This window comes from Agromyces sp. NPDC056965 (assembly GCF_042673425.1).
GTDB lineage: Bacteria > Actinomycetota > Actinomycetes > Actinomycetales > Microbacteriaceae > Agromyces.
This window is the reverse complement of the sequence record NZ_JBHURI010000033.1, coordinates 1-25,350: the sequence shown is the minus strand read 5'-3', so window position 1 is coordinate 25,350 and position 25,350 is coordinate 1. Positions and strand designations below refer to the sequence as shown.

The following is a 25,350-nucleotide window of genomic DNA, read 5'->3' as shown; positions in this document are numbered from 1 at the left end:
CCGTGGAGGAGCTGTTCGGCGAGGGCTGGCTGGTCTGGGGCATCGTGCTCGCGGTCGGCGTGCCGGTGCTGCTCGTGGTGCTCACCGAGGTGCTCGGCTGGCTGACCCGCCGGGGCAGCGCCGCAGCGGGGCCGGTGCGACTGCTCCGCAACTGGGTGGTGCCGGTCGGTGCGCTCTTCGGCCTCCTGATCTTCGCGATCCAGTCGCCCGCCGAGCAGGTGTGGGCCAGGGTCGTCGCCACGGTGCTCGGCTTCCTCGTGATCCTCCTGGTGCTGAGCGCCCTCAACGTCGCCCTCTTCGCCAATGCGAAGCCCGGCAGCTGGCGCGAGCGCATCCCGTCGATCTTCGTCGACCTGGGCCGGCTCGTGCTCATCGTCGTCGGCCTCGCGATCCTCTTCTCCTGGGTGTGGGACGCGGATGTCGGCGGGCTCATCGCCGCGCTCGGCGTGACGTCGATCGTCATCGGCCTCGCGCTGCAGAACGCGGTGGGCGGCATCATCTCGGGCCTCCTGCTGCTCTTCGAGCAGCCGTTCAAGCTCGGCGACTGGCTCGACACGGGCAGCGTGCGCGGCCGCGTCATCGAGGTGAACTGGCGCGCCGTGCACATCGACACCGGGGCGGGCGTGCAGATCGTGCCGAACGCCTCGCTCGCGAACGCCTCGTTCACGAACCTCAGCCTGCCGACCGAGCTGCACCGCGCGATGGCGACGGTGACCTTCTCGACCGACGATCCGCCGCACGAGGTCATCGAGCTCGTCGTCGACGTGGCGCGCGGACTGCCGATGGCCGCGGCGGGCGAACAGCCCGCTGCCCGCTACCTGGGCGCGGCGAAGTACGAGGTCGAGGTGCCGGTCTCCGGTCCGGCGGCGGCGGATGACGCGGTGTCCCTCCTGCTCGCCTGGCTCTGGTACGCGGCGCGGCGGCGCGGCCTCTCGCTCGACGGCGACTCGACGGACCCGGTCGCTGAACCCGCGCGGCTCGACTCGGCGCTCGAGCTCATCGCGCCCGCCTTCCGGCTCAACGCCGACGATCGGGAGCGGCTCGCCCCGTCGTGCCACCTCGAGCGGTACGGCACCGGGGAGATCGTGCAGCAGCCCGACCGCGTGCCCGACGTGCTGCGAGTCGTGGTCGACGGCCGTCTCGCGCTGTCGATCGTCACCGACCGCGGCGCGATCGACTCCGGTTCCGCCGAGGTCGGCGAATCGGTCGGGCAGACGGTGCTCACCCGCGAGCCGTCGTTCGTGCGCGCCGTCGCGGCCGAGGTCACCACGATCCTCGTCATGCCCCTCGCGGTCATCGACGAGATCGTGCGGTCGAACCCGGCGGTCGCGCGCGACATCGGCCAGGCGATCGAGAATCGTCGGCGCGCGGCATCCGATGCGCTCGCCGCGGCCGGGATCGTGCGCGGCGCGCTCGGCGGTCGCTGAGCGCCGCCGGCCGGCAGTGCGGCTATCCGAGTGGAGTGCGCTCGGCGAGCATCCCGGTCATGAGCTCGATCTCCGAGGTCTGGCTGTCGACGATCGACTGGGCGAGCGCGACGACGACGCCGTTCGTCGAGCGCGCGAGCACCGCGTCGGCCATCTCGACGGCGCCTTGGTGGTGGGCGATCATGAGCTCGAGGAAGCGGCGCTCGGCGTCGACCCCCGTGAGGCCGCGCAGCTCGTCCACCTGAGCCGGTGTCGCGAGCCCCGGCATGGGCGCGCCGGGCACGTGGGCGCCGGGGTCGGATGCCGCGTGGTCGTCGTGACCGGCGGCACCGTCGAGAGCGGGGCGGGTCATCCAGGTCATCGACGGCTCGGAGCCCGCCTGCGAGAGGCCCCACTCGGCGAGCCATCCGTACATCTGGCCGGCCTGCTGCGCCTGCGTGGTCGCGATGTCGTAGCCGAGCAGTCGCACCTCGTCGTCGTCGGTCGCATCGCGCACGATCATCGCGAGCTCGACCCCCTGCAGGTGGTGCACCTGCATGTCGCGGGCGAACCCGGCCTCGGCGCTCGTCGTCGTCGGCGTCGGCTCGGCGAGCGTCGACAGGCGCCCGATCGAGAACGCCACGGCGGCCACGACGATGAGGGCGACGGATGCCACGGCGATGACGGCCGCCCGGCCGCCCCGGCGCCGCGCGGGCGCGGGGGAGGCCGACGGGTCGGCCACGTCGCCGGCGTCGATCACGGCGTCGGCGGTGGGGCTCTCGGTGCCTGGGGTCACGACACCTTGCCGGGTGCGTCGTAGGCGCCCGTGCAGAGGGCGCCGGGTTCGGGCACGTTCTGGCTCTTCCAGTACTCCTCGAAGAACGCCTGGATGCGCTCGTCGTCGGCGCTGTCGAGGGCGAGCTGCGAGTTCCAGCCGCTCAGCACGATCGGGGAGGGCAGCCCCTCGAAGGGCGAGAGCACGACGTACGTCGACGGCAGGTACGCCTTCAGCGCCTCGAGCTCTGCGGCGGGCAGCTCGGGGTCGTAGGTGACCCAGATCGCCCCGTGCTCGAGCGAGTGCACGGCGTTCTCGTTCGGCACCGGCTGCTCGTAGACGCCGCAGTTCAGCCATACCTGGTTGTGCTCGCCGCCGGCGGGCGGGGTCTGCGCGTAGTCGACGACGCCCTCGACGTGACCGGCGCCGTTGTCGAAGGTCTCGACGCCCTCGATCTTCGTGCCGTCGCCGCCGGCGCCGTACGAGACGGGCTGCGGGGTCAGCACGATGGCCGTGACGATGATGCCGATCACGGCGACACCGCCGACGACCGCCGACCAGATGGCGATGCGGCGGTTGCGCTTGGCCTTCGCCTCGCGCTTCCGGAACTCGGCGAGCTTGCGCTCGCGTTCAGCGGCGCGCTGCTGCTTGATGGAGTTCTGCTGCTTCACCTTGGGGGGAACGGGCGGGGTCGCGCTCACACGTAGGCCTCTCTCGCATGGTTGTCGCTTCAATCATATGAACGGGGTGCGCGTTCAGGCTGGGAGAACGCCGGATCGCGGCATCCGCCGGGCCCTCTTCGCCACGGTCCGCCGACCGGATAGAGTGGCCTCGTGATCCTCTCGCTGTGTTGTCGCTGACGCCGACAAGACCGACCCCAGCACGCACGCACGATCGTTCGCCGCCCCCGTTCGCCGACCGGGCTGAACGAGCCGACAGCAAGGACCTCACCATGAAGTACGCAGACACCATCGTCGATCTCGTCGGCGACACCCCGCTCGTGAAGCTCCACCACGTCACCGATGGTGTGACGGAGGCCACGGTGCTCGTGAAGCTCGAGTACCTGAACCCGGGCGGCTCCTCGAAGGACCGCATCGCGGGTCGCATCATCGACGCCGCCGAGCGCGAGGGCAAGCTGAAGCCGGGCGGCACGATCGTGGAGCCGACCTCGGGCAACACGGGCGTCGGCCTCGCGCTCATCGCCCAGCAGCGCGGCTACAAGTGCATCTTCGTCTGCCCCGACAAGGTCGGCGAAGACAAGCGCAACGTGCTCACCGCCTACGGTGCCGAGGTCGTCGTGACGCCGACCGCCGTCGCGCCCGACAGCCCCGAGTCGTACTACGGCGTCTCCGATCGGCTCGCCCGCGAGATCCCCGGCGCGTTCAAGCCCGACCAGTACTCCAACCCCAACGGGCCGCGCTCGCACTACGAGACGACGGGCCCCGAGATCTGGCGCGACACCGAGGGCACGGTCACGCACTTCGTCGCGGGCGTCGGCACCGGCGGCACGATCACCGGCACCGGCCGCTATCTGCGTGAGGTGTCCGAAGATCGCGTCCGCATCATCGGCGCCGACCCCGAGGGGTCGGTCTACTCGGGCGGCACCGGCCGGCCCTACCTCGTCGAGGGCGTCGGCGAGGACTTCTGGCCGACGGCGTACGACCCCGCGGTGCCGCACGAGATCATCGCCGTCTCCGACGCGGAGTCGTTCGAGATGACCCGGCGCCTCGCCCGCGAAGAGGGAATCCTGGTGGGCGGGTCGAGCGGCATGGCCGTGGTCGCGGCGCTGAAGGCCGCGGCCTCCGCCGGCCCCGACGACGTGTTCGTGGTGCTGCTGCCCGACGGCGGTCGCGGCTACCTCGGCAAGATCTTCAACGACAAGTGGATGCGCGCCTACGGCTTCTCGAACGCCCCGGCCGGCCACACGATCGCCGAGCTGCTCGCGGCGAAGGCCGACCGCACGGCGCCCCTCGTCTACGTGCACCCGAACGACACGGTGCGCGAGGCGATCGACCGCATGACCGAGACCGGCGTCTCGCAGCTGCTCGTGCTGACCGCCGAGCCGCCCGTCGTGCTCGGCGAGGTGCTGGGGGCGCTGCATGAGGAGGCGCTGCTCGACCTCGTCTTCTCGGGGCAGGCCAAGCTCACCGACAAGGTCTCGAGCGTCGTGGGGGAGCCGCTGCCGCTCATCGGGGTCAACGAGCCCGTGGCATCCGCTCGCTCGACCTTCTCGACGACGCCCGCGGTGCTCGTCACCGACGGCGGCAAGGCGCTCGGCGTGGTCACCCGCACCGACCTGCTCGCCTACCTCTCGGCCTGACCGGCCTCGCACACCTTCATCACGCACTTCAGGAGTTCCGACATGCACGACCAGGCACGCTTCGACACCCTCGCGATCCACGCGGGGCAGGAGTTCGACCCCACCACCGGCGCCGTCATCCCGCCGATCTACCAGACCTCCACGTATGTGCAAGACGGAATCGGGGGCCTTCGCGGCGGCTACGAGTACTCGCGCGGCGGCAACCCCACGCGCACCGCGCTCCAGACCCAGCTCGCCGCGCTCGAGGGCGGTGAGCTCGGCCTGTCGTTCGCCTCGGGCCTCGCCGCCGAGGACGCGCTCCTGCGCACCGTGCTGACGCCCGGCGACCACGTCGTCATCGGCAACGACGTCTACGGCGGCACGCACCGGCTCATCCGGCGCGTGCACGGTGCCTGGGGCGTGCGCCACACGACCGTCGACACGAGCGACCTCGACGCCGTGCGCGCCGCGATCGAGCCGTCGACGAAGGTGCTCTGGATCGAGACGCCGTCGAACCCCCTCATGAAGATCTCGGATGTCGCGGCGCTCGCCGAGCTCGGCCGCGCCGCGGGAGTGCTCGTGGTCGTCGACAACACCTTCGCCTCGCCGGCGCTGCAGCAGCCGCTCGCCCTCGGTGCCGACGTGGTCGTGCACTCGACCACGAAGTACCTCGGCGGGCACTCCGACGTCGTCGGCGGGGCGCTCGTGTTCGCCGCCGGACTCGACGCGCGCGGCGGATCGCCCCGCCCCGAACTCGCCGACCTCGCCGAGCGCGTGACGTTCACGCAGTTCGCGGCGGGCGCCGTCTCGGGCCCGTTCGACGCGTTCCTCACCTCTCGCGGCATCAAGACGCTCGGGGTGCGCATGGACCGCCACAGCAGCAACGCCATGGCGATCGCCCGGCGTCTCGACGAGCACGCGGGCATCGAGCGCGTGTACTACCCGGGCCTCGAGTCGCACCCCGGCCACGAGCTCGCCGCCCGGCAGATGTCGGGCTTCGGCGGCATGCTCTCGATCTCGCTCGCAGGCGGCGGCGACGCCGCGCGTCGGTTCGCCGAGTCGACCGAGCTCTTCCAGCTCGCCGAGTCGCTCGGCGGTGTCGAGTCGCTCGTCAACTACCCCTCCGAGATGACGCACGCCTCGGTGAAGGGCACCGATGCCGAGGTGCCCGAGTCGATCGTGCGCCTGTCGGTCGGCATCGAGGACGTCGCCGACCTGCTCGCCGACATCGACGGGGCGCTCGCCCGCCTGTAGCGGCATCCGTGCGCGTCGCGGGCCTCGCGTCGGCGGCCGTGCTTCGCGGGGTTCGCGGCGAGCTCACGGTCTCGCGGTGGGAGAATGGGAGCAGGCGAGCGACACGAACCGCCGCCTCGGGAGATGAGCTCTCATGGTCTGGCTCTGGATCACCTTGGTCATCGTCGGCATCCTCGCGATCGTCCTCTTCTTCATGTCGGTGAAGATCGTGAAGCAGTACGAGCGCGGCGTGGTGCTGCGCTTCGGCCGATTGCACAGCGTGCGCGAACCGGGCATCCGGTTCATCATCCCGATCGTCGACGTGATGACGAAGGTGTCGCTGCGCATCGTCACGCTGCCGATCCAGTCGCAGGGCATCATCACCAAGGACAACGTCACGGTCGGGGTCTCGGCGGTCGCGTACTACCGGGTGGCCGACGCGGTGAAGTCGGTGATCGCGATCGAGAACGTGAAGTCGGCGATCGACCAGATCGCACAGACCACGCTGCGCCGGGTCGTCGGCCAGCACCACCTCGACGAGACGCTCGCCGACACCGCGGCGCTCAACGCGAACATCCGCGAGATCCTGGATGTCACGACGCTCGACTGGGGCGTGGAGGTCACGCTCGTCGAGCTGAAGGACATCCTGCTGCCCGACTCGATGAAGCGCGCCATGGCGAAGCAGGCGGAGGCCGAGCGCGAGAAGCGCGCGAAGATCATCGCCGCCGAGGGCGAGTCGATGGCGGCCGTGCAGCTCGGCGTCGCGAGCGACACGATGATGTCGCACCCGCTCGCGCTGCAGCTGCGAACGCTGCAGACGCTCGTCGAGGTGGGGGTCGACAAGAACACGCTCGTCCTCTTCCCGGCGCCGCTCATGGCGTCGATCGGCGACCTCACGAACTTCATCGATCGGGAGGCGGCGGTCGCCCAGGTTCGACACGGTTGAGCGGCTGGCAGTATTTCGATGAAGTGTGTCATTCCTGCCAGCGGCGCGCGTCGGTGGGATGCTCCAGAATGAGCGGGTGACTTCGAACCAGACCGCCGTGGCCCCCGGCGCAGCATCCGCCGTGCACGCGGCATCCGGCAGCGCGCCGACCGCCGATTCCGGGGCGCACCGCGGCAGCCTCGGCCTCGTGCAGGGCACGGCCCTCTACATCGCGAGCGTGCTCGGCACCGGCATCCTCGTGCTGCCCGGCCTCGCCGCCTCGGCCGCGGGCCCGGCCTCGATCGTCGCCGTCGCCGTGGTGCTCGTGCTGTCGATCCCGCTCGCCGGCACCTTCGCCGCGCTCGCCTCGCGCTACCCCGACGCGGGAGGCGTCGCGAGCTACGCGCGGCGCGCGCTCGGCGACACGGCGGCGCGCATGGCCGGCTACTGGTTCTACTTCGGCGTCTGCATCGGCGCCCCGGTGCTCGCCGTGCTCGGCGGCGAGTACGTCGTCGCGGTGCTCGGCATCGACCGCTCGGCGGTGCCGATCATCGGCTTCGCGGTCTTCGTGCCCCCGTTCATCGTCAACTGGTTCGGCGTGCGGGTCGCCGGGTGGGTGCAGTTCGTGCTCACGGGACTGCTCATCTCCGTGGTCGTCGGTGTCGTCGCCGTCACGTTCCCGGCCGCCGAGGCATCCAACTTCACGCCGTTCCTGCCGAACGGCTGGGGCGGGGTGGGCGTCGCGATCAGCCTCTTCGTCTGGGCCTTCGCCGGGTGGGAGGTCGGCACCCACATCGCCGGCGAGTTCAAGAACCCGCGCAAGATCATCCCGCTCGCGACCGGCATCGCCGTCGTCGTGGTCGGTGCCGGCTACCTCGCACTGCAGTTCGTCACCGTCGCGGTGCTCGGCGACCGGGCGGGCGAGGGCCAAGTACCGCTGCTCGACCTCGTCGAGACGACCGCCCCCGGCATCGGCCCGGTGCTCGTCGCGATCGTCGCGGCGATCGTCACGCTCGGCGTGATGAACGCCTACCTTCCGGCGTTCGGCAAGCTCGGCGCCGCGCTCGGCCGTGACGGCGACCTGCCCCGGTTCTTCGCGAAGGGTGCAGCCGACGGCGAGGTGCCCCGCCGGGCGCTCGCCCTCACCGGCGTGCTGATCATCGGCTACTTCGGCCTCATGCTCCTGAACGACCTCGACCTCACGGGGTTCATCCTGATCCACACGAGCAACATGGTCGCGATCTATGCGGTGGGCATGCTCGCCGCGACGCTGCTGCTGCGGCGCTGGTCGTTCGGGTGGTGGCTCGCCGTCGTCGCGACGATCATGACCGTTGGGCTCCTCGTGCTCGCGTGGGCGAACCTCATCGTGCCGCTCGTGCTCGCCGCAGCCGCCGTGCTCGTGACGATCGTGCGCCGAGTGCGCGCCCGCAGGGCCCGCCAGATCGCAGCGACGACCGCCCGCCCCGCCGCCGCCGAGGAGACCGCATGACCGAGTACCGCGCCCATTTCGACGCCGACATCGCCTTCGTCAACGGGGGAGGGCTGCGCGCCGAGGCGTTCCGGCTCGACCTGCCGTCGCAGCAGCTCACCGAGGCCGAGATCGGCGAGCTGCTCGTGCGCCATCTCGGGCTCGCCCTCGTCGGCAGCGTCGAGCTCTCGAACCTCGAGATCGTCGAGGAGGCGCACAAGGGCTCGCGGGGCGTGGGCGCCGAGACGGGCGCGGCCGCCGAGGCATCCGCTGCGTCAGGCGACGCGCAGCGCGGGCGCCTCGTCGATCTCAGCCACGTGATCAGCGAGGGGCTCGTGACCTACCCGGGCATCCCGGCGCCGGTGATCACGCCGCATCTCACGCGCGAGGCGTCCCGCGAGCACTACGCGCCCGGCACCGAGTTCGAGATCGACGTCATCCACCTGGCGGGCAACACCGGCACCTACCTCGACAGCCCGTTCCACCGCTACGCCGACGGCGGCGACCTCGCGAGCCTGTCGCTCGAGACGCTCGTCGGCATCCCGGCCGAGGTCTTCAGGCTGACGGATGCCGCGGAGCGCGGCATCCCCGCAGAGGTCTTCTTCGATCGCCAGCTCGCGGGCACTGCGGTGCTGCTGCACACGGACTGGAGCCGTCACTTCGGGCGCCCGGAGTACCTGCACGGCGCGCCGTTCCTCACCGAGGCGGGCGCCCGGCACCTCGCCGACGCCGGCGTCGCGATCGTCGGCATCGACTCGCTCAACATCGACGACGCCGAGTCGGCCGGCGAGCGTCCGGCGCACTCCATCCTGCTCGCGGCGGGCATCCACGTCGTCGAGCACCTCACGGCGCTCGACGAGGTGCCGGTGCGCGGCGCCCGCTTCACGGCGGTGCCGCCGCGGGTCGCCGGATTCGGCACCTTCCCGGTGCGCGCGTTCGCCGAGGTTCCGGCCGCCGGCTGACGCGGAGCCGCGCCGGTGCGCGGCCACCGGCAGCGGGCGCAAGCCGACTAGGTGGTCACCGCCGGCGCCGGTGCATCGATCGCGAGCTTCACGCCGACCGCGCCGAGCAGGGTTCCGGTGACCCACCGTTGCCACCGGATCCACGTGGGCCTGCGCTGGAGGAACACCGCGACCGAGCCCGCCGCGAGGATGATCGCCCCGTTCACGGCCACCGCCACCGCGATCTGGATGGCTCCCAGCTGGAATCCCTGAGCGACGATGTCACCGGCGCCGTGATCGATGAACTGGGGTATCAGCGCCAGGTACATGAGCGCCGCCTTCGGATTCAGGAGGTTCGTCACGAGTCCCATGCGGAAGAGCTTGCCGCCGGAATCACGGGGCAGGTCCCGTGTCTCGAACAGCGACATGCCGCCTGGGCGGAGCGTCCGGTACGCCATCCAGATCAGGTAGGCCGCACCCGCGACCTTCAGCGCGGTGTAGAGCCAGGGGACGATGATGAAGACCGCGGCGAGCCCGAGGTTCGCCATCGTCATGTACACGGCGAATCCGACGGCGGTGCCGGCCAGCGACATCATGCCGGCGCGCCAGCCCTGGCTGATGCTGCGGGAGACCAGGTAGACCATGTTGGGGCCGGGCGTGAGCGCCATGCCCAGCTCGACGAGCGCGATGCCCGAGGCGGCGGCGAGCGAGATCAATTGGGCCCCTTCGTGTTCGGATTCTTCGGGCATCTCCTTCGACGCGCGGTCTCCCGGCCCAAGCTATGACATGGGCGGGTGCGGAACAAAGTCCGGAGCCGGGGGGCGTCGCTTCTGGCTTCCGGCGCCCGCGTGCGTGAGGATGGACAGATGATCGCACCCGCGTACGCACTCCGCGACGGCAACACGATTCCCGCGATCGGACTCGGCACGTACGGGCTCGACGACCAGGTGGGCATCGACGCGATCACGGCGGGCATCGCCGACGGCTACCGACTCATCGACACGGCCTTCAACTACGGCAACGAAGAGGCCGTGGGCGAGGCGATCCGTCGAACCGACGTCGACCGCAGCGACCTCGTGATCGCCACGAAGCTGCCGGGCAAGCACCATGGCTTCGACGAGACGATCGCGAGCTTCGAGCAGTCGCGGGTGCGCCTCGACCTCGACTGGGTCGACCTCTATCTCATCCATTGGCCGCTGCCGCGCCTCGGCAAGTACCTCGACAGCTGGCGGGCGATGATCTCGCTGCGCGAGAAGGGGCTCGTGCGTTCGATCGGCGTCTCGAACTTCACGCAGGAGATGCTGACCCGGCTCATCGACACCACGGGCATCGTGCCGGTCGTGAACCAGGTGGAACTGCACCCCTACTTCCCGCAAGAGGAGCTGCGCGCCTTCCACGACGAGCACGACATCCGCACCATGAGCTGGAGTCCGCTCGCGAAGCGCACCGAACTGCTGCAGGAGCCGGTCGTCGCGGAGGTCGCCGCAGCCCACGGTGTCACGCCGGCGCAAGCGGTGCTGCGCTGGCACGTCGAACTCGAGGCGGTGCCGATTCCGAAGTCGTCGGATGCCGCGCGCCGCCGCGAGAACCTCGACGTCTTCGGGTTCTCGCTCACGACCGAAGAGGTCGATGCCATCTCCGCGTTGTCGCGCGGTCGCATCTGGGGCGGCGACCCCGACACGCACGAGGAGTTCTGAGCTCCGGCGCCGCGGCATCCGCTTGAGTTCAAGTCCGCTTGAAGTCGTAGGCTCGACAGGGTGACCGAACCCACCGCTCCGACGCCCGCGCCGCCCTCGACCGATCACGAGTCGACGACCGTCTCGAACACGCCGCGCGCCGAGGCATCCGCTGCTGCGCCGGTCGCGCCGGTGCCCGCATCGGGGCCGCTGTCGAAGCCCTACCGGTGGCTCTCGATCGGCATGTTCTCGCTCATCTTCCTCGCCGCGTTCGAGGCCATGGCCGTCACGACGATCATGCCGCTCGTGGCCGAACAGCTCGACGGCGAGTCGCTCTTCGCCCTGGCCTTCGCGGTGCCGCTCGCGGCGGGCATCATCGGCATGGTCATCGCCGGCAACTGGACCGACCGTTCCGGTCCGCTGCCGTCGCTGCTCGTGTCGGCCGCGCTGTTCGTCGTCGGACTCGTGATCGCCGGCACCGCGGTGAACATGGAGGTGTTCATCGTCGGCCGGTTCGTGCACGGGCTCTCGGGCGCCGCCGTCATCGTGCCGCTCTACGTGATCGTCGGCCGCGTCTACCCGGCCGACCTTCGGGCCCGGGTGTTCGCGGGCTTCGCCGCCGCCTGGGTGATCCCGTCGATCATCGGCCCCGCGCTCGCCGGCGTCGTCGCCGAGACGATCAGCTGGCACTGGGTCTTCCTCGGCGTCATCGCGCTCGTCGTGCCGGCCGCAGCCATGATGCTGCCGCCCGTGCTGCGCGTGCGCGACCAGGTGCAGGGCGACCCCTCGGTGGAGTGGAGCATCAGCCGCGTGGGCTGGGCCGTGCTCACCGCGGCCGCGGCTCTCGGGGTGTCGCTCTCGAAGGAACTCGGCGACCCGTGGCGCTGGGTCGTCGCGATCGCCGCGATCGCGCTGGCCGCCTTCGCCGCCCGGCCCCTGCTGCCGCAGGGCACCCTGCGCGCCGCCCGCGGCATGCCCGCGACGGTGCTCCTGAAGCTCATCGTGGCCGGCGCCTTCTTCGGCAGCGAGATCTACCTGCCGTACCTCTTCATCGAGCGCTACGAGTTCTCGCCGAGCCTCGCCGGCGCGGTGCTGACCGGTGCCGGCGTCTCGTGGGCGGTCGCGTCGTGGCTGCAGGGCCGGCTCACTCGGGTGTCGAACACGCAGGCCGTCGTGATCGGCACGATCCTCCTCGCGATCTCGCTCGCGGTCGTGCTCGTCGTCGCCCTCTTCACGCTCGCCCCGGCGATCGCCTTCACGGCGTGGACCCTCGCGGGCGGTGCCATGGGCTTCATGTACCCGCGGTTCTCGGTCGCGGTGCTCGCGCTGTCACCCGTCTCCGCACAGGGCTTCAACAGTGCGGCGCTGACGATCTCCGAGTCGCTCGGCGCCGCCATCGCGCTCGCGGTCACGGCCCTCGTCTCGAGCGCGCTCGGCTCCGGCATGTTCGCCGCGGACTTCGCCGTGACCGTGGCGATCGCACTCGTGGCCGTGCTGCTCGCGAGCCGCGTGCGCCCGCTCGGCGAGGGGTCGACCGCGAGCTGACCCGCTGGGTGCCGTGCGGATGCCCGCCATGTGACTGTCACACGTCTCGATGGCGCGGGAATCGACCTCCGCATGCATAATGGAAGCGCCGCTGATGTGAACGTGCACATCGGGGTGAACGGGTTGGCAGTGAATCCTGAGACTCCCAAAGGGCGGGCGCCCAGCATCCGCGATGTCGCGCGCCTCGCCGAGGTGTCGCACCAGACCGTCTCGCGGGTGCTGAACGAGCATCCGAGCATCCGGCCCGAGACCAAGGAGCGCGTGCTCCAGGCCATGGAGACGCTGCAGTACCGGCCGAACCGCGCGGCGCGCGCCCTCGTCACGAGCCGATCGCACACGATCGGGGTGCTCGCGGCGCGGAGCTCGGAGTACGGCCCCGCGACGAGCATCGCCTCGATCGAGGACGCGGCGCGCGAGCACGGGTACTACGTCAACACCGCGAACCTGGCGTCGGTCACGCCCGAGGCCATCACCGACGCGCTCGAGCACCTGATGCTGCAGGCGATCGAGGGGCTCGTCGTCATCGCCCCGCAGGTGCGGGTCTTCGACGTGCTCGCCGCGGCGCCCATCGGCGTGCCGTTCGTGAGCCTGCAGTCCACCGGGCGCAGCGATCACCTCGCGCTCTCGGTCGACCAGGTGACGGGCGCGCGCCGCGCCACGCAGCACCTCGTGAGCCTCGGGCACCGCGAGATCGTGCACCTGGCCGGCCCGCAGGACTGGATCGAGGCCGAGGCGCGCATGCGCGGATTCCTCGACGCGATCGACGACGCCGACCTCTCGCTGCACCCGCCGATCCTCGGCGACTGGAGCGCCGACTTCGGCTACTTCGCCGGGCGCGAGCTCAGCCGCAGCCTCGACTTCACCGCCGTGTTCGCGGCGAACGACCAGATGGCGATCGGCCTCATGCACGCGTTCCGCGACGCCGGCCTCGACGTGCCCGGCGACATCAGCGTGGTCGGGTTCGACGACATCCCGGTGGCGCAGCACGTGTGGCCGCCGCTCACGACGGTGCACCAGGATTTCCGCGAGGTCGGCCGCCGCGCGGTGGCGCTGCTCCTGAACCAGGTGCACGGGCGAGAGGTGCTCGAGGTCGAGGAGATCGTGCCGCGGCTCGTCGTGCGCGGATCGTCGGCTGCGGCATCCGATCGCCGTCGCCGTTATCTAAGCGTGACTGACTCGGCTTGACAGCGCCGCATCTCGGATGCACCATTGGTCTCGATGTGAACGGTCACACGAGACCGCACACAGGAACCGCCCCGAACGAATGACATCGAGGTCGCACGTGAACCAGTCGCCGACGACACCCCTTGCGGACTCCCGCAGGTCGGGATCGGTGTCCACCATGCCCCTGCGCCGGCACGACCGGCGCAGCAGCGTCGCAGGAGGCATCCGATGAGCCCCCAGCCCATTCTCGAGATGCGCTCGATCACCAAGGAGTTCCCCGGCGTCAAGGCGCTGTCGGATGTCTCGCTCACGGTGATGCCCGCCGAGATCCACGCGATCTGCGGCGAGAACGGCGCCGGCAAGTCGACCCTCATGAAGGTGCTCTCGGGGGTCTACCCGCACGGCACCTACACCGGGCAGATCATCTTCCGCGGCGAGGAGGTGCAGTTCCGCGACATCCGCCAGAGCGAGAACGCCGGCATCGCGATCATCCACCAGGAGCTCGCGCTGATCCCCGAGCTCTCGATCACCGAGAACATCTTCCTCGGCAACGAGATCAACCGCGGCGGTCGCATCGACTGGAGCGCGGCGAAGATCCGGGCCATCGACCTGCTCGCCCGCGTCGGCCTCGACGAGGACCCCGACACGCAGATCAAGCACCTCGGCGTCGGCAAGCAGCAGCTCGTCGAGATCGCGAAGGCGCTCGTCAAAGACGTGAAGCTCCTGATCCTCGACGAGCCCACGGCGGCCCTCAACGAAGACGACTCGCAGCACCTGCTCGACCTGATCCGCGGCCTGAAGGGCAAGGGCATCGCGTCGATCATGATCTCGCACAAGCTCAACGAGATCGAGGCCGTCGCCGACGAGATCACGATCATCCGCGACGGCCACACGATCGAGACGCTCGACGTGCACGCGGGCGGCGTCGATGAGGACCGCATCATCCGCGGCATGGTCGGCCGCTCGCTCGAGAGCCGCTTCCCCGACCGCACGCCGCACATCGGTGACGTCTTCTTCGAGGTGAAGGACTGGACGATCCAGCACCCGCAGGTGCCCGAGCGACTCGTCGTCAAGGGGTCGAGCCTCAACGTGCGACGCGGCGAGATCGTCGGCCTCGCCGGGCTCATGGGCGCCGGGCGCACCGAGCTCGCGATGAGCATCTTCGGGCGCAGCTACGGCAACTACCTCTCGGGCACGATCGTGAAGGACGGCCAGGAGATCGTGCTGAAGGACGTCGAGTCGGCGATCGAGCACGGCCTCGCCTACGTCAGCGAAGACCGCAAGCAGCTCGGCCTGAACCTGCTCGACACGATCAAGCGATCGATCGTCTCGGCGAAGCTCTCGAAGATCGCCAAGCGCGGCGTCGTCGACGACTCGCGGGAGTTCGGCATCGCCGACGACTACCGCAAGCAGCTGCGCATCAAGACGCCGAGCGTCGATGCCGGCGTCTCGAAGCTCTCGGGCGGCAACCAGCAGAAGGTCGTGCTGGCGAAGTGGATGTTCACCGACCCCGACCTGCTCATCCTCGACGAACCCACCCGCGGCATCGACGTCGGCGCCAAGTACGAGATCTACACGATCATCCAGTCGCTCGCTGCGCAGGGCAAGGGCGTGATCCTCATCTCGAGCGAGCTGCCCGAACTGCTCGGCATCGCCGACCGCATCTACACGGTGTTCGAAGGCCAGATCACCGACAACATCCCAGCATCCGAAGCGAACCCGGAGGCGCTCATGCGCAGCATGACCTCCGCCAAGAAGAAGGCGAACGCATGAGCACGACGGCGAACGACCCGGCCGCCCAGAAGAAGGGCGGACTCTCCGACATCCGCAAGATCTTCGGAGGCGGCCAGTCCAGCCTCCGCCAGTTCGGCATCCTCGGCAGCCTCATCGTCATCATCGTGATCTTCCAGATCTGGACGAACGGCCTGACCCTCTCGCCGACGAACCTGATCAACGTGGTCAACCAGTACTCCTACATCCTGATCCTCGCGATCGGCATGGTGATGGTCATCATCATGGGCCACATCGACCTGTCGGTCGGCTCGGTCGCGGCGTTCACGGGCATCATCGTGGCGAAGTCGATGGCGGAGTGGAACTTCCCGTGGCCGCTCGCGATCCTGCTCGGCATCGCGGTCGGCGTCGCCATCGGCGCCTGGCAGGGCTTCTGGGTCGCGGTCATCGGCGTGCCGGCGTTCATCGTGACGCTGGCCGGCATGCTCATCTTCCGCGGCGGCAACCAGTTCATCGGGCAGTCGACCACCACGCCCGTGCCGCAGGAGTTCGGCATCATCGGCGCCGGATACCTGCCCGAGCTCGCCCTGCCGTTCAACTTCAACGTGCTGACGATGCTGCTCGGCGTGGTCGGCGCCGGGTGGATCGTCTGGAACGAGCTCCACCTGCGTCGCCAGCAGAAGAAGATGGGCTCCGACTCGGCGCCCGTCTGGGTGAGCGTCGTCAAGGTCGTCGTGCTCGCGGGCGTCATCCTGTGGGCGGCGTGGCTCTTCGCCACCGGCCGACCGGGCACGAGCTTCCCGATCTCGGGCATCATCCTCGTGGTGCTGGTCATCCTCTACTCGTTCATCACGCGCAACACGATCTTCGGCCGTCACATCTACGCGGTCGGCGGCAACCGCCTCGCCGCCACGCTCTCGGGCGTGAAGGACCGCCGGGTCGACTTCTTCGTGATGATGAACATGTCGGTGCTCGCCTCCGTCGCCGGCATGATCTACGTGGCACGCGCCACCGCCTCGGGCCCGCAGGACGGCAACGGCTGGGAGCTCGACGCGATCGCGGCCGTCTTCATCGGCGGCGCGGCGGTCTCGGGCGGCATCGGCACGGTCATCGGCTCGATCGTCGGTGGTCTCGTGATGGCCTTCCTGAACAACGGCCTGCAGCTCATCGGCGCCGGCGCCGACGTGGTGCAGATCATCAAGGGCCTCGTGCTGCTGCTCGCCGTCGGCGTCGACGTCTGGAGCAAGCGCCAGGGTCGCCCGTCGATCGTCGGCCTGTGGTCCGGTCGCCGCAAGGCCCGCCTCGAGACCCAGGCTCCCGACGAGGCGCCCACCATCGCGCCGACGAGCCAGTCCAACGTGTCCTCGCAGCCTGAGGACCTCACTCGGCGCTGAGCCGCCCGGAGCGGCGTGCGCCCAATCGTCACCATCCGAGAAGTCCTGCAATTCCCATCGAGAAAGTGAAAGATCAATGAAGAAAATCACTCTTGCGGCCACCGCGGTCGCAGCGGTCGCAGCCCTCGCGCTGGCCGGCTGCTCCTCCGACCGAGGTGGAGACTCGGGCGGCGGCGAGACCGGCGCGGCCGGCTTCGCGGCCGACTCGACGATCGGCGTCGCGCTGCCCGACAAGACGTCGGAGAACTGGGTTCTCGCCGGCGGCCTCTTCGAGGACGGCCTGTCCGAGGCTGGCTTCAAGGCCGACGTGCAGTACGCACCCGCCTCGAACACGGTCGCCGAGCAGCAGAACCAGATCTCGGCGATGGTGACGAACGGTGCGAAGGTCATCGTCATCGGCGCGAAGGACGGCAAGCAGCTCGGCACGCAGCTGCAGCAGGCTGCTGACGCCGGCGTCAAGATCATCGCCTACGACCGCCTGATCGAGAACACGCCGAACGTCGACTACTACGTCGCGTTCGACAACTTCAAGGTCGGCCAGCTGCAGGGTGAGGCACTCCTCGACGGCCTCGAGCAGCGCTCGGGTCACGGCGCTCCGTGGAACATCGAGCTCTTCTCGGGCTCGCCCGACGACGCCAACTCGGCCGTGTTCTTCAACGGCGCCATGGAGGTCCTCCAGCCGAAGATCGACGACGGCACGCTCGTCGTCGCCTCGGGCCAGACCGAGATCGGCCAGACCGCGACCCAGGGCTGGGAAGCTGAGAACGCCCAGAGCCGCATGGACTCGCTGCTCGCCGCGAACTACGCCGACAAGAACATCGACGGCGTGCTCTCGCCGAACGACAACCTCGCCCGTGCGATCATCACGTCGACGAAGCAGGCCGGCAAGGACATCTCGACGGTGACCGTCACCGGTCAGGACTCCGAGGTCGAGTCGGTCAAGTCGATCATGGCCGGCGAGCAGTTCTCGACGATCAACAAGGACACCACCCTCCTCGTGGAGCAGACGATCAAGATGATCCAGCAGCTCCAGAAGGGCGAAGAGGTCGAGGTCAACGACACCGAGCAGTACGACAACGGCGTGAAGGTCGTTCCCGCGTACCTGCTCGCTCCGGTCATCGTGACGAAGGAGAACGCGGCTGAGGCGTACGCCAACAACCCGAACCTCCTCGACATCGTGAACTCGGCGGGCTAGTCACCCACGGCACGTCGGCCCTCGCTCCTTCGGGAGCGGGGGCCTTCGTCGTGTCACGACGGCGAGCGGATGCCTCGTTCCACTGCCGTGGCGAGCGGGGTTGCGTCGGGCTTCGTTAGCGCTAACATGGCTTCGTTAGCGCTAACGGAGCGTGGCGGACGAAGGAGTCGACATGGAGTTCGAGCCCGAGGTCGAGGCGGCGATCGCGCACGTGCGCGACGAGGTCGTGAGGCTGCACGCAGAGCTGGCCCGCAACGGGCTCGTCGTCTGGACGGGCGGCAACGTCTCGAGCCGCGTGCCCGGCGCCGAGCTCTTCGTGATCAAGCCCTCGGGCGTCTCCTACGACGACCTGGCACCCGGCAACATGATCCTCTGCACCCTCGACGGCGAGGTGGTCCCTGGCTCGCCCGGTTCCGATCGGAGCCCGTCGAGCGACACCGCGGCGCACGCCTACGTGTACCGGAACATGCCAGAGGTCGGCGGAGTCGTGCATACGCACTCGACCTTCGCCGTCGCGTGGGCGGCGCGCGGCGAGGAGATCCCGTGCGTCATCACGGCGATGGCCGACGAGTTCGGCGGGCCGATCCCGGTCGGCCCGTTCGCGGTCATCGGCGACGACTCCATCGGCCGCGGCATCGTCGAGACGCTGCGCGGCCACCGGTCGCGCGCGGTGCTGATGCGCAACCACGGGCCGTTCACGATCGGCGCGGATGCCGCGGACGCGGTGAAGGCGGCCGTCATGCTCGAGGACGTCGCCCGCAGCGTGCACTACGCCCGCGAGGGAGGACCGCTCGTGCCGATGCCGCAGCATGCGATCGATTCGCTCTTCGACCGGTACCAGAACGTGTACGGCCAGACCGGGGAGGCGCAGCGGTGACGGCCTCCGGCACTCCGCGGCATCCGGATGACGCACGCACGGCGATCATCGACGGGCGCACGTCGCTCGGCATCGAGTTCGGCTCGACGCGCATCAAGGCGTGCCTCATCGGCGAGGATCCGACCGAAGTGCTCGCGGTCGGCAGCCACGAATGGGAGAACCGGTTCGAGGATCGCGTCTGGACCTACTCGCTGGCCGACGTGTGGTCGGGGCTGCAGGCCGCCTACGCCGACCTCGTCGCCGACGCGCTGCGGCGCCACGACGTGGCGCCGCAGGGGTTCGGCGCGATCGGCGTCTCGGCGATGATGCACGGCTACCTCGCGTTCGACGCGGACGACGAGCAGCTCGTGCCGTTCCGCACGTGGCGGAACACCTCGACCGGCCCTGCCGCTGCCGAGCTCGGCCATCGGTTCGACCGCAACATCCCGCTGCGATGGTCGATCGCCCACCTGCACCAGGCGATCCTCGACGGGGAGCCGCACGTTCCCGACCTCGGCTTCGTCACGACCCTCGCGGGGTACGTGCACTGGCGCCTGACCGGGCGCAGGGTGCTCGGTATCGGCGATGCGTCGGGGATGTTCCCCATCGACTCGGCGACCGGCGACTACGACGCAGGGCTCGTCGCCGCGTACGACGCGCTCGTGACCGACCGCGCGCCCGGGCTGCGCCTCGCCGAACTGCTGCCCGAGGTGCTGCAGGCGGGGGAGGACGCCGGCTCGCTCACCGCGGCAGGGGCCGCGCTGCTCGATCCGTCGGGGGCGCTGCGGCCGGGTGCCCGGTTCTGTCCGCCCGAAGGCGATGCCGGCACCGGCATGGTCGCCACGAACTCGGTGGCGCCCCGCACCGGCAATGTCAGCGCGGGCACGTCGATCTTCGCGATGGTCGTGCTCGAGCGCTCGCTCGCGCACGCGCACCACGAGCTCGACCTCGTCGCCACTCCCGCCGGCGACCCGGTCGCGATGGTGCACTGCAACAACGGCGCCAGCGAGCTCGCCGCCTGGGTCGGCCTGTTCTCCGAGTTCGCCGTCGTGGCCGGCACCCCGGTCGGTGCGGATGCCGCATACGACGCACTCCTCCGTTCGGCACTCGAGGGCGAGGCCGACGCGGGCGGCGTGCTCGCATACAACCACCTCGCGGGTGAGCCCATCGCGGGCCTCTCCGAAGGCCGCCCGCTCATCGTGCGCATGCCCGACAGTCGACTGACCCTCGCGAACTTCATGCGCGCACAGCTCTACGGCGTCTTCGGCACCCTCGCGCTCGGCATGGGCGTGCTCGCCGCGGAGGGCGTCGAGCTCGACCGGATGTACGCGCACGGCGGGATCTTCCGCACCGCGGGCGTCGCGCAGCGCTTCCTCGCCGGGGCGCTCGACACGCCCGTCACCGTCGCGGAGACCGCGTCGGAGGGCGGGGCGTGGGGCATCGCCGTGCTCGCCTCCTATCTGTCGGCCGCCGCCGACCAGGATCTCGGCACCTACCTGCGCGATCGCGTGTTCGCCGGCGCCGCGGTCGACACCGTCGCCCCGGTGCCCGACGACGTCGCGGGCTTCTCTGTCTTCCTCGACCGCTATCGGGCGGGCCTGGCCGTGGAGGCCGCCGCCGTCGAAGCGCTCTGACCGGCGCGGCCCGATCCACTCACCCCTCGAACCCAGGAGACCCGCATGACCCGCACCCCGCTCGCCACCTCGCTCGACGGTTACGAGGTCTGGTTCCTCACCGGCAGCCAGCACCTCTACGGACCCGAGACGCTCGCGCAGGTCGCCGCGCAGTCGCGACAGGTGGTCGAGACGCTCGCCGCGGCATCCGCTGTGCCCGTGAGGCTCGTATGGAAGCCCGTGCTCACCGACTCCGACGCGATCCGGCGCACGGCGCTCGAGGCGAATGCCGCCGACCACGTCATCGGTCTCGTCGCGTGGATGCACACGTTCAGTCCCGCGAAGATGTGGATCGGGGGCCTCGATGCACTGCAGAAGCCGCTCGCGCACCTGCACACGCAGGCGAACGTCGAGCTGCCGTGGGCCGACATCGACTTCGACTTCATGAACCTCAACCAGGCGGCGCACGGAGACCGCGAGTTCGGGTACATCCAGACCCGCCTCGGCGTGCCGCGCAAGACGATCGTCGGCCATGCGAGCGACCCGCGCGTGCAGGCCGAGTTCGGCACGTGGCAGCGTGCGGCCGCCGGCCTCGCGGCATCCCGCAGCCTGAGGCTCGCCCGGTTCGGCGACAACATGCGCTACGTGGCGGTGACCGAGGGCGACAAGACCGAGGCCGAGCTGCGCTTCGGCGTGCAGGTCAACACCTGGGGCGTCAACGAGCTCGCCGAGGCGGTGGCCGCGGCATCCGATGCCGACGTCGACGCGCTCGTCGCCGAGTACGAGGAGCTGTACGAGGTCGTTCCCGAGCTGCGCGCCGGCGGTGAGCGGCACGAGTCGCTGCGCGACGGCGCGGCGATCGAGCTGGGCCTCCGCTCATTCCTCGAGGAGGGCGGCTTCGGCGCCTTCACGACGAGCTTCGAAGACCTCGGCGCGCTGAAGCAGCTGCCCGGCCTGGCGGTGCAGCGGCTCATGGCCGAGGGGTACGGTTTCGGCGCGGAGGGCGACTGGAAGACCGCGATCCTCGTGCGCGTGGCGAACGTCATGGGCGCGGGGCTTCCGGGCGGTGCCTCGCTCATGGAGGACTACACCTACGACATGACGCCCGGCGACGAACTCATCCTCGGCGCGCACATGCTCGAGGTCTCACCGTCGCTCACCACCTCGAAGCCGACGCTCGAGATCCACCCCCTCGGCATCGGCGGCAAGGGCGACCCCGTGCGCCTCGTCTTCACGGCCGATCCGGGCCCCGCGGTCGTCGTGGCGCTGTCCGACCTGCGCGACCGGTTCCGCCTCACGGCCAACGCAGTCGAGAACGTCGAGCTGCGGCATCCGCTGCCGAAGCTGCCGGTGGGGCGTGCCGTGTGGAAGCCGGCCCCCGACTTCCGCACGAGCGCCGCCGCCTGGCTGACGGCGGGCGCCGCGCACCACACGGTCATGTCCACCGCCGTCGGCGTCGAGGTGTTCCGCGACTTCGCCGAGATGGCGAAGGCCGAGCTGCTCGTCATCGACGGTGAGACGACGCTGCCCGGGTTCCAGCGCGAAGTACGCTGGAACCAGGCCTACTACCGCTTGGCGCAAGGCCTCTGATCGGGGTGGCACATGGGCGGGCACGCATCGCGCGACGACGAGGCGACGGGCGCGCACGGCGCTGAAACGCCCGGCGGCGGCGTGCTCGCCGGTGCCGCTGCCGCGCCGACCGGCACGGGGGTGCCGACGATGTTCGACGTCGCGCGTCGCGCCGGCGTCTCGCACCAGACCGTGTCGCGGGTGCTCAACGACCTGAGCGGGGTCGCGGCGTCGACCCGGCTCCGCGTCGAGCAGGCGATCGCCGAGCTCGACTACACGCCGTCTCCCGCGGCCCGCGCGATGGCGAAGCGACGATCGGGCGTCATCGGACTGATCCAGGCCGGTCGGCCCGACTACGGCCCATCGAACGCCGCCCTCGGATTCAACGAGGCCGCCCGCGAGGCCGGCTACACCGTCAGCCAGGCGAGCATGCGCTCGCTCCACGCCGACGTGCTGCGCCAGGCGGTGCATCGCCTGGCGCTGCAGCGCGTCGAGGCGATCGTGCTCATCTCGGGCGAGCGCGAGGGCGTCGCCGTGCTCGGCGGCATCGACGCGGGCGTGCCGCTCGTCGTCGTCGCGTCGGAGCCGGCGCCCTCGCTGCACCGCGTGTCGATGGACCAGTACGAGGGAGCTCGACTCGCGACCGGCCACCTGATCGAACTCGGGCACCGGGAGATCCGGCACCTCGCCGGACCGGCCGAATCGATGGATGCCGCCGAGCGACGTCGCGGTTGGGGCGACGTCATGCGAGAACACGGGCTCCGGGCACCGGAGCCGATCGAGGGCGACTGGCTCGCGGCATCCGGGTACGCTGCCGGTCTTCGCCTCGCCGACGATCGCGAGGCGACCGCCGTCTTCAGCTCCAACGACCAGATGTCGCTCGGCCTGCTGCACGCCTATCGGGAGCTGGGCGTTCGCGTGCCCGACGACGTCAGCGTCATCGGGTTCGACGACGTGCCGGAGGCCGCCCACTTCGCACCGCCGCTCACGACCGTGCGGCAGGACTTCGACGCGCTCGGACGTGACGTCGTCGCGACCCTGCTCGAGGTGCTGCGCGGCGAGGCGGATGCCGTGGATCGCACGGCACGCGTCCCCGAGCTCGTCGTGCGGGCGAGCACGGCGCCGCCGGCGCGCCGCTGACCGCTTCGCGTACGGGACCACTCGTATCGCACAGGACCGTGGATGTCGTGCGTCCGGTGCGACACGGGTGGTCCCGACCCGTCCTCCACAGCACCCCGGCGACCGCGCCCCGGCCACCCGATCGAGATCCGCGCACGCCCTGCGGCCGCAGCGCACGATCATCGCGCCATGGACGAACGATTCGAACTCGCCGCTGCGATCGGCGACGGCCTCATCCGCGCCTGTGACCTGCGAGAGCTGGGGGTGCATCCATCGGCGGTGCAGCGCCTCGAGCGCCAGGGCGCACTCGTTCGCGTGCGCTCCGGCGTCTACGCGAAGCACGATGACTGGCGGGCACTCAGTCCCGATGACCGCTACCGGCGGCTCGTCGTTGCGACGGCCGACGCCGCGCGGCATCCGCTCGTGGTCTCGCATCGCGCCGCTGCCGCCATGCACCGCCTTCCGATGCTCGGCCGCTCGCCGACGCACGTGGAGGCTGCCGCCCAGCACCGCGACGGAGGTCGGCGCACCGCGCACGTCGTCGCGCGACGCGCCGGTCCCGTGCCAACGGCCGAGACGATCGACGGAGTGGCATGCACCTCGTTGCTGCGGACGCTCATCGACGTCGCCGTCCGTGAGCCGTGGGTGTGCTCCGTCCCGATGCTCGACGCCGGTCTGATGCGGCCCGGGGTCACGCGGGGCGCGCTGAAGCTCGAGCTCGAACTCATCGACCCGGTGCGGGGCAGGGCGAAGGCAGCGCATGCCATCGAGTTCGCCGATGGGCGTTCGGGCAGCCCCGGCGAATCCGTCAGCCGGGTGCGCATCCACGAACTGGGCTTCATCGCGCCCGAGCTGCAGATGAGGTTCGACGACATCCTGGGATCGTTCGCGCTCGTCGACTTCTACTGGCGGGGCATCCGCCTGATCGGCGAGTTCGACGGCCGCCTGAAGTACTCGCGCAGTCGCTCGGTCAGCGGGCTCGACCCCGCGCAGGTCGTCTACGAGGAGAAGCTCCGCGAGGATGCGCTCCGCCGCCGCGGTGAGCGGATGGTGCGATGGGGCTGGTCGACGGCATGGTCGCCGCGCGACCTGCATCGGCTGCTCACCGAGTTCGGCGTCCCGCGGCGCTGACGTCGGGACCACTCATGTCGCACAGGACCGTGGATGTCGTGCGTCCGGTGCGATACGAGTGGTCCCGACCAGGTAATGTGCCCGGATATGAGCGCTCACAACCGCACGGCCGCCGACGCATGGCGCGGGCGTGACGGTCAGCTGGTGCGTGGCCGTCGCCGTAACCAATACGTTATGAAGTCGCCACTTGTGAGCGCTCACAAGTGAGCGCTAACATCTCACCACGGCCAGAACGATCTGGCCGACCGGCAACCAGGAGCTCGCAGCACATCCAGCCGGATCACTGAACAAGGAGGTTCACGATGAAGAAGCTGATCGGCATCGCCGCAGCGGCATCCCTCGCTCTCGTACTCGCCGGTTGCGCGGGCGGCGACGGCGGCACCGGCGCGGCCGAGGGCCCCAAGGCGCTCGACGAGCTCGTCGTCGGCTTCGCCCAGGTCGGCGCCGAGTCGGGCTGGCGCACCGCCAACACCAAGGACATCCAGGCGTCGTTCGAAGAAGCCGGCATCGAGCTCAAGTTCTCCGATGCCCAGCAGAAGCAGGAGAACCAGATCAAGGCGATCCGGTCGTACATCCAGCAGGACGTCGACTACATCGCCTTCTCGCCCGTCGTCGAGACCGGCTGGGACGCGGTGCTCAACGAGGCCAAGGCCGCCGGCATCCCGGTCGTGCTGACCGACCGCGCCGTCGACAGCGAAGACACGTCGCTGTACGTCTCGTTCCTCGGCTCCGACTTCATCGAGGAGGGCAAGAAGGCCGGCCTCTGGGTGCTCGACGAGTACAAGGACTCCGCCGAGAAGGTCAACATCGTCCAGCTCGAGGGCACGACGGGTGCCGCTCCGGCGATCGACCGTGCCGAGGGCTTCGCCGACACGATCCGCCAGAACCCGAACCTCGAGGTCGTGGCCAGCCAGACCGGCGACTTCACCCGTGCGGGTGGCAAGCAGGTCATGGAGGCGATGCTGAAGTCGAACCCCGACATCGACCTCGTGTACGCCCACAACGACGACATGGGCCTCGGGGCGATCGAAGCGATCGAGGCGGCCGGGCTCGTTCCCGGGCAAGACATCAAGATCGTCACGGTCGACGCCGTGAAGGACGGCATGCAGGCCCTCGCCGACGGCAAGATCAACTTCATCGTGGAGTGCTCGCCCCTGCTCGGCAAGCAGCTCGTCGACATCATCACCACCCTGAACGACGGCGGCACGGTGGAGCAGCGCATCATCACCGAGGAGACGACGTTCGACCAGGAGCAGGCCATCGAGGCACTGCCCGACCGTCAGTACTGAGTTCCCGAGCGAGCGGATGCC

General features: G+C 70.1%; 21 protein-coding genes. 18 read left to right on the top strand and 3 right to left on the bottom strand.

Annotated elements, in window-relative coordinates:
* Nucleotides 1–2: 2 nt before the first annotated feature.
* A complete protein-coding gene (locus ACFTQE_RS10325; RefSeq protein WP_376924976.1) occupies nt 3–1,427 on the top strand; it encodes a mechanosensitive ion channel domain-containing protein in 1,425 nt (474 codons plus the stop codon).
* Nucleotides 1,428–1,449: 22 nt separating this feature from the next.
* Here the strand turns inward: ACFTQE_RS10325 and ACFTQE_RS10320 are convergent, their stop codons facing one another.
* Nucleotides 1,450–2,202 (bottom strand): DUF305 domain-containing protein, encoded by a 753-nt coding sequence (locus tag ACFTQE_RS10320; protein ID WP_376924975.1) that lies wholly within the window; start codon nt 2,200–2,202, stop codon nt 1,450–1,452.
* The gene (locus ACFTQE_RS10315; protein ID WP_376924974.1) at nt 2,199–2,882 is read right to left on the bottom strand and encodes a DUF3105 domain-containing protein; all 684 of its coding nucleotides are present in this window, start codon (nt 2,880–2,882) and stop codon (nt 2,199–2,201) included. The genes ACFTQE_RS10320 and ACFTQE_RS10315 overlap by 4 nt, the downstream gene beginning before the upstream one ends.
* Before the next feature lie 251 nt (nt 2,883–3,133).
* Here ACFTQE_RS10315 and ACFTQE_RS10310 point away from each other — a divergent pair, with 251 nt between their 5' ends.
* From ACFTQE_RS10310 to ACFTQE_RS10290, 5 genes are all read left to right on the top strand, one after another.
* Nucleotides 3,134–4,501 carry a cystathionine beta-synthase gene (locus ACFTQE_RS10310; protein ID WP_376924973.1) on the top strand — a complete coding sequence of 456 codons (1,368 nt, stop codon included), beginning with the start codon at nt 3,134–3,136 and terminating at the stop codon, nt 4,499–4,501.
* Nucleotides 4,502–4,543: 42 nt separating this feature from the next.
* Complete coding sequence (locus ACFTQE_RS10305; RefSeq protein ID WP_376924972.1) at nt 4,544–5,734, top strand: cystathionine gamma-synthase; 1,191 nt, start codon at nt 4,544–4,546, stop codon at nt 5,732–5,734.
* Between the two features lie 133 nt (nt 5,735–5,867).
* Nucleotides 5,868–6,659, top strand: coding sequence for a slipin family protein (locus ACFTQE_RS10300; protein ID WP_376924971.1), 792 nt, complete (start codon nt 5,868–5,870; stop codon nt 6,657–6,659).
* Nucleotides 6,660–6,735: 76 nt separating this feature from the next.
* Nucleotides 6,736–8,127, top strand: a complete 1,392-nt coding sequence (locus tag ACFTQE_RS10295) for an APC family permease (RefSeq protein WP_376924970.1) — start codon at nt 6,736–6,738, stop codon at nt 8,125–8,127.
* The gene (locus ACFTQE_RS10290; protein ID WP_376924969.1) at nt 8,124–9,068 is read left to right on the top strand and encodes a cyclase family protein; all 945 of its coding nucleotides are present in this window, start codon (nt 8,124–8,126) and stop codon (nt 9,066–9,068) included. Before ACFTQE_RS10295 ends, ACFTQE_RS10290 begins: the two co-directional genes overlap by 4 nt.
* A gap of 47 nt (nt 9,069–9,115) precedes the next feature.
* Here the strand turns inward: ACFTQE_RS10290 and ACFTQE_RS10285 are convergent, their stop codons facing one another.
* Nucleotides 9,116–9,796: a LysE family translocator gene (locus ACFTQE_RS10285; RefSeq protein ID WP_376924968.1), complete on the bottom strand. Its 681-nt coding sequence runs from the start codon at nt 9,794–9,796 to the stop codon at nt 9,116–9,118.
* Nucleotides 9,797–9,913: 117 nt separating this feature from the next.
* Between ACFTQE_RS10285 and ACFTQE_RS10280 the strand changes: the two genes are divergently transcribed.
* The 12 genes from ACFTQE_RS10280 (at nt 9,914) to ACFTQE_RS10225 (ending at nt 25,329) form a co-directional block, all read left to right on the top strand.
* Nucleotides 9,914–10,744 (top strand): aldo/keto reductase, encoded by an 831-nt coding sequence (locus ACFTQE_RS10280; protein ID WP_375837971.1) that lies wholly within the window; start codon nt 9,914–9,916, stop codon nt 10,742–10,744.
* 60 nt (nt 10,745–10,804) lie between these two features.
* Entirely contained in the window at nt 10,805–12,268 is a 1,464-nt protein-coding gene (locus tag ACFTQE_RS10275; protein WP_376924967.1) for an MFS transporter, read from the top strand.
* A 129-nt stretch (nt 12,269–12,397) separates the two neighbouring features.
* Complete coding sequence (locus ACFTQE_RS10270; RefSeq protein ID WP_376924966.1) at nt 12,398–13,453, top strand: LacI family DNA-binding transcriptional regulator; 1,056 nt, start codon at nt 12,398–12,400, stop codon at nt 13,451–13,453.
* A 207-nt stretch (nt 13,454–13,660) separates the two neighbouring features.
* Entirely contained in the window at nt 13,661–15,205 is a 1,545-nt protein-coding gene (gene mmsA / locus ACFTQE_RS10265) for a multiple monosaccharide ABC transporter ATP-binding protein (RefSeq protein WP_376924965.1), read from the top strand.
* Entirely contained in the window at nt 15,202–16,557 is a 1,356-nt protein-coding gene (mmsB, locus tag ACFTQE_RS10260; protein WP_376924964.1) for a multiple monosaccharide ABC transporter permease, read from the top strand. The genes mmsA and mmsB overlap by 4 nt, the downstream gene beginning before the upstream one ends.
* Nucleotides 16,558–16,633: 76 nt before the next feature.
* Nucleotides 16,634–17,752 (top strand): substrate-binding domain-containing protein, encoded by a 1,119-nt coding sequence (locus tag ACFTQE_RS10255; RefSeq protein ID WP_376924963.1) that lies wholly within the window; start codon nt 16,634–16,636, stop codon nt 17,750–17,752.
* A 172-nt stretch (nt 17,753–17,924) separates the two neighbouring features.
* Nucleotides 17,925–18,629 carry an L-ribulose-5-phosphate 4-epimerase gene (locus tag ACFTQE_RS10250; RefSeq protein WP_376924962.1) on the top strand — a complete coding sequence of 235 codons (705 nt, stop codon included), beginning with the start codon at nt 17,925–17,927 and terminating at the stop codon, nt 18,627–18,629.
* Nucleotides 18,626–20,242, top strand: a complete 1,617-nt coding sequence (locus ACFTQE_RS10245) for a xylulokinase (protein WP_376924961.1) — start codon at nt 18,626–18,628, stop codon at nt 20,240–20,242. The genes ACFTQE_RS10250 and ACFTQE_RS10245 overlap by 4 nt, the downstream gene beginning before the upstream one ends.
* A gap of 45 nt (nt 20,243–20,287) precedes the next feature.
* Complete coding sequence (gene araA, locus ACFTQE_RS10240) at nt 20,288–21,811, top strand: L-arabinose isomerase (RefSeq protein WP_376924960.1); 1,524 nt, start codon at nt 20,288–20,290, stop codon at nt 21,809–21,811.
* 12 nt (nt 21,812–21,823) lie between these two features.
* Nucleotides 21,824–22,930, top strand: coding sequence for a LacI family DNA-binding transcriptional regulator (locus ACFTQE_RS10235; RefSeq protein ID WP_376924959.1), 1,107 nt, complete (start codon nt 21,824–21,826; stop codon nt 22,928–22,930).
* A gap of 168 nt (nt 22,931–23,098) precedes the next feature.
* Nucleotides 23,099–24,040: a type IV toxin-antitoxin system AbiEi family antitoxin domain-containing protein gene (locus tag ACFTQE_RS10230; RefSeq protein ID WP_376924958.1), complete on the top strand. Its 942-nt coding sequence runs from the start codon at nt 23,099–23,101 to the stop codon at nt 24,038–24,040.
* Nucleotides 24,041–24,342: 302 nt separating this feature from the next.
* Nucleotides 24,343–25,329, top strand: coding sequence for an ABC transporter substrate-binding protein (locus ACFTQE_RS10225; protein ID WP_376924957.1), 987 nt, complete (start codon nt 24,343–24,345; stop codon nt 25,327–25,329).
* Nucleotides 25,330–25,350 lie beyond the last annotated feature (21 nt).

Bases quoted from the DNA above. Each gene is read 5' to 3' on its own strand.
- ACFTQE_RS10310 (WP_376924973.1), top strand. From the start codon at position 3,134: ATGAAGTACGCAGACACCATCGTCGATCTCGTCGGCGACACCCCGCTC.
- ACFTQE_RS10285 (WP_376924968.1), bottom strand. From the start codon at position 9,796: ATGCCCGAAGAATCCGAACACGAAGGGGCCCAATTGATCTCGCTCGCC.
- ACFTQE_RS10250 (WP_376924962.1), top strand. From the start codon at position 17,925: ATGGAGTTCGAGCCCGAGGTCGAGGCGGCGATCGCGCACGTGCGCGAC.
- ACFTQE_RS10235 (WP_376924959.1), top strand. From the start codon at position 21,824: ATGGGCGGGCACGCATCGCGCGACGACGAGGCGACGGGCGCGCACGGC.
- mmsB (WP_376924964.1), top strand. From the start codon at position 15,202: ATGAGCACGACGGCGAACGACCCGGCCGCCCAGAAGAAGGGCGGACTC.
- ACFTQE_RS10290 (WP_376924969.1), top strand. From the start codon at position 8,124: ATGACCGAGTACCGCGCCCATTTCGACGCCGACATCGCCTTCGTCAAC.
- ACFTQE_RS10305 (WP_376924972.1), top strand. From the start codon at position 4,544: ATGCACGACCAGGCACGCTTCGACACCCTCGCGATCCACGCGGGGCAG.
- ACFTQE_RS10230 (WP_376924958.1), top strand. From the start codon at position 23,099: ATGGACGAACGATTCGAACTCGCCGCTGCGATCGGCGACGGCCTCATC.
- ACFTQE_RS10280 (WP_375837971.1), top strand. From the start codon at position 9,914: ATGATCGCACCCGCGTACGCACTCCGCGACGGCAACACGATTCCCGCG.
- ACFTQE_RS10300 (WP_376924971.1), top strand. From the start codon at position 5,868: ATGGTCTGGCTCTGGATCACCTTGGTCATCGTCGGCATCCTCGCGATC.
- mmsA (WP_376924965.1), top strand. From the start codon at position 13,661: ATGAGCCCCCAGCCCATTCTCGAGATGCGCTCGATCACCAAGGAGTTC.
- ACFTQE_RS10225 (WP_376924957.1), top strand. From the start codon at position 24,343: ATGAAGAAGCTGATCGGCATCGCCGCAGCGGCATCCCTCGCTCTCGTA.
- araA (WP_376924960.1), top strand. From the start codon at position 20,288: ATGACCCGCACCCCGCTCGCCACCTCGCTCGACGGTTACGAGGTCTGG.
- ACFTQE_RS10255 (WP_376924963.1), top strand. From the start codon at position 16,634: ATGAAGAAAATCACTCTTGCGGCCACCGCGGTCGCAGCGGTCGCAGCC.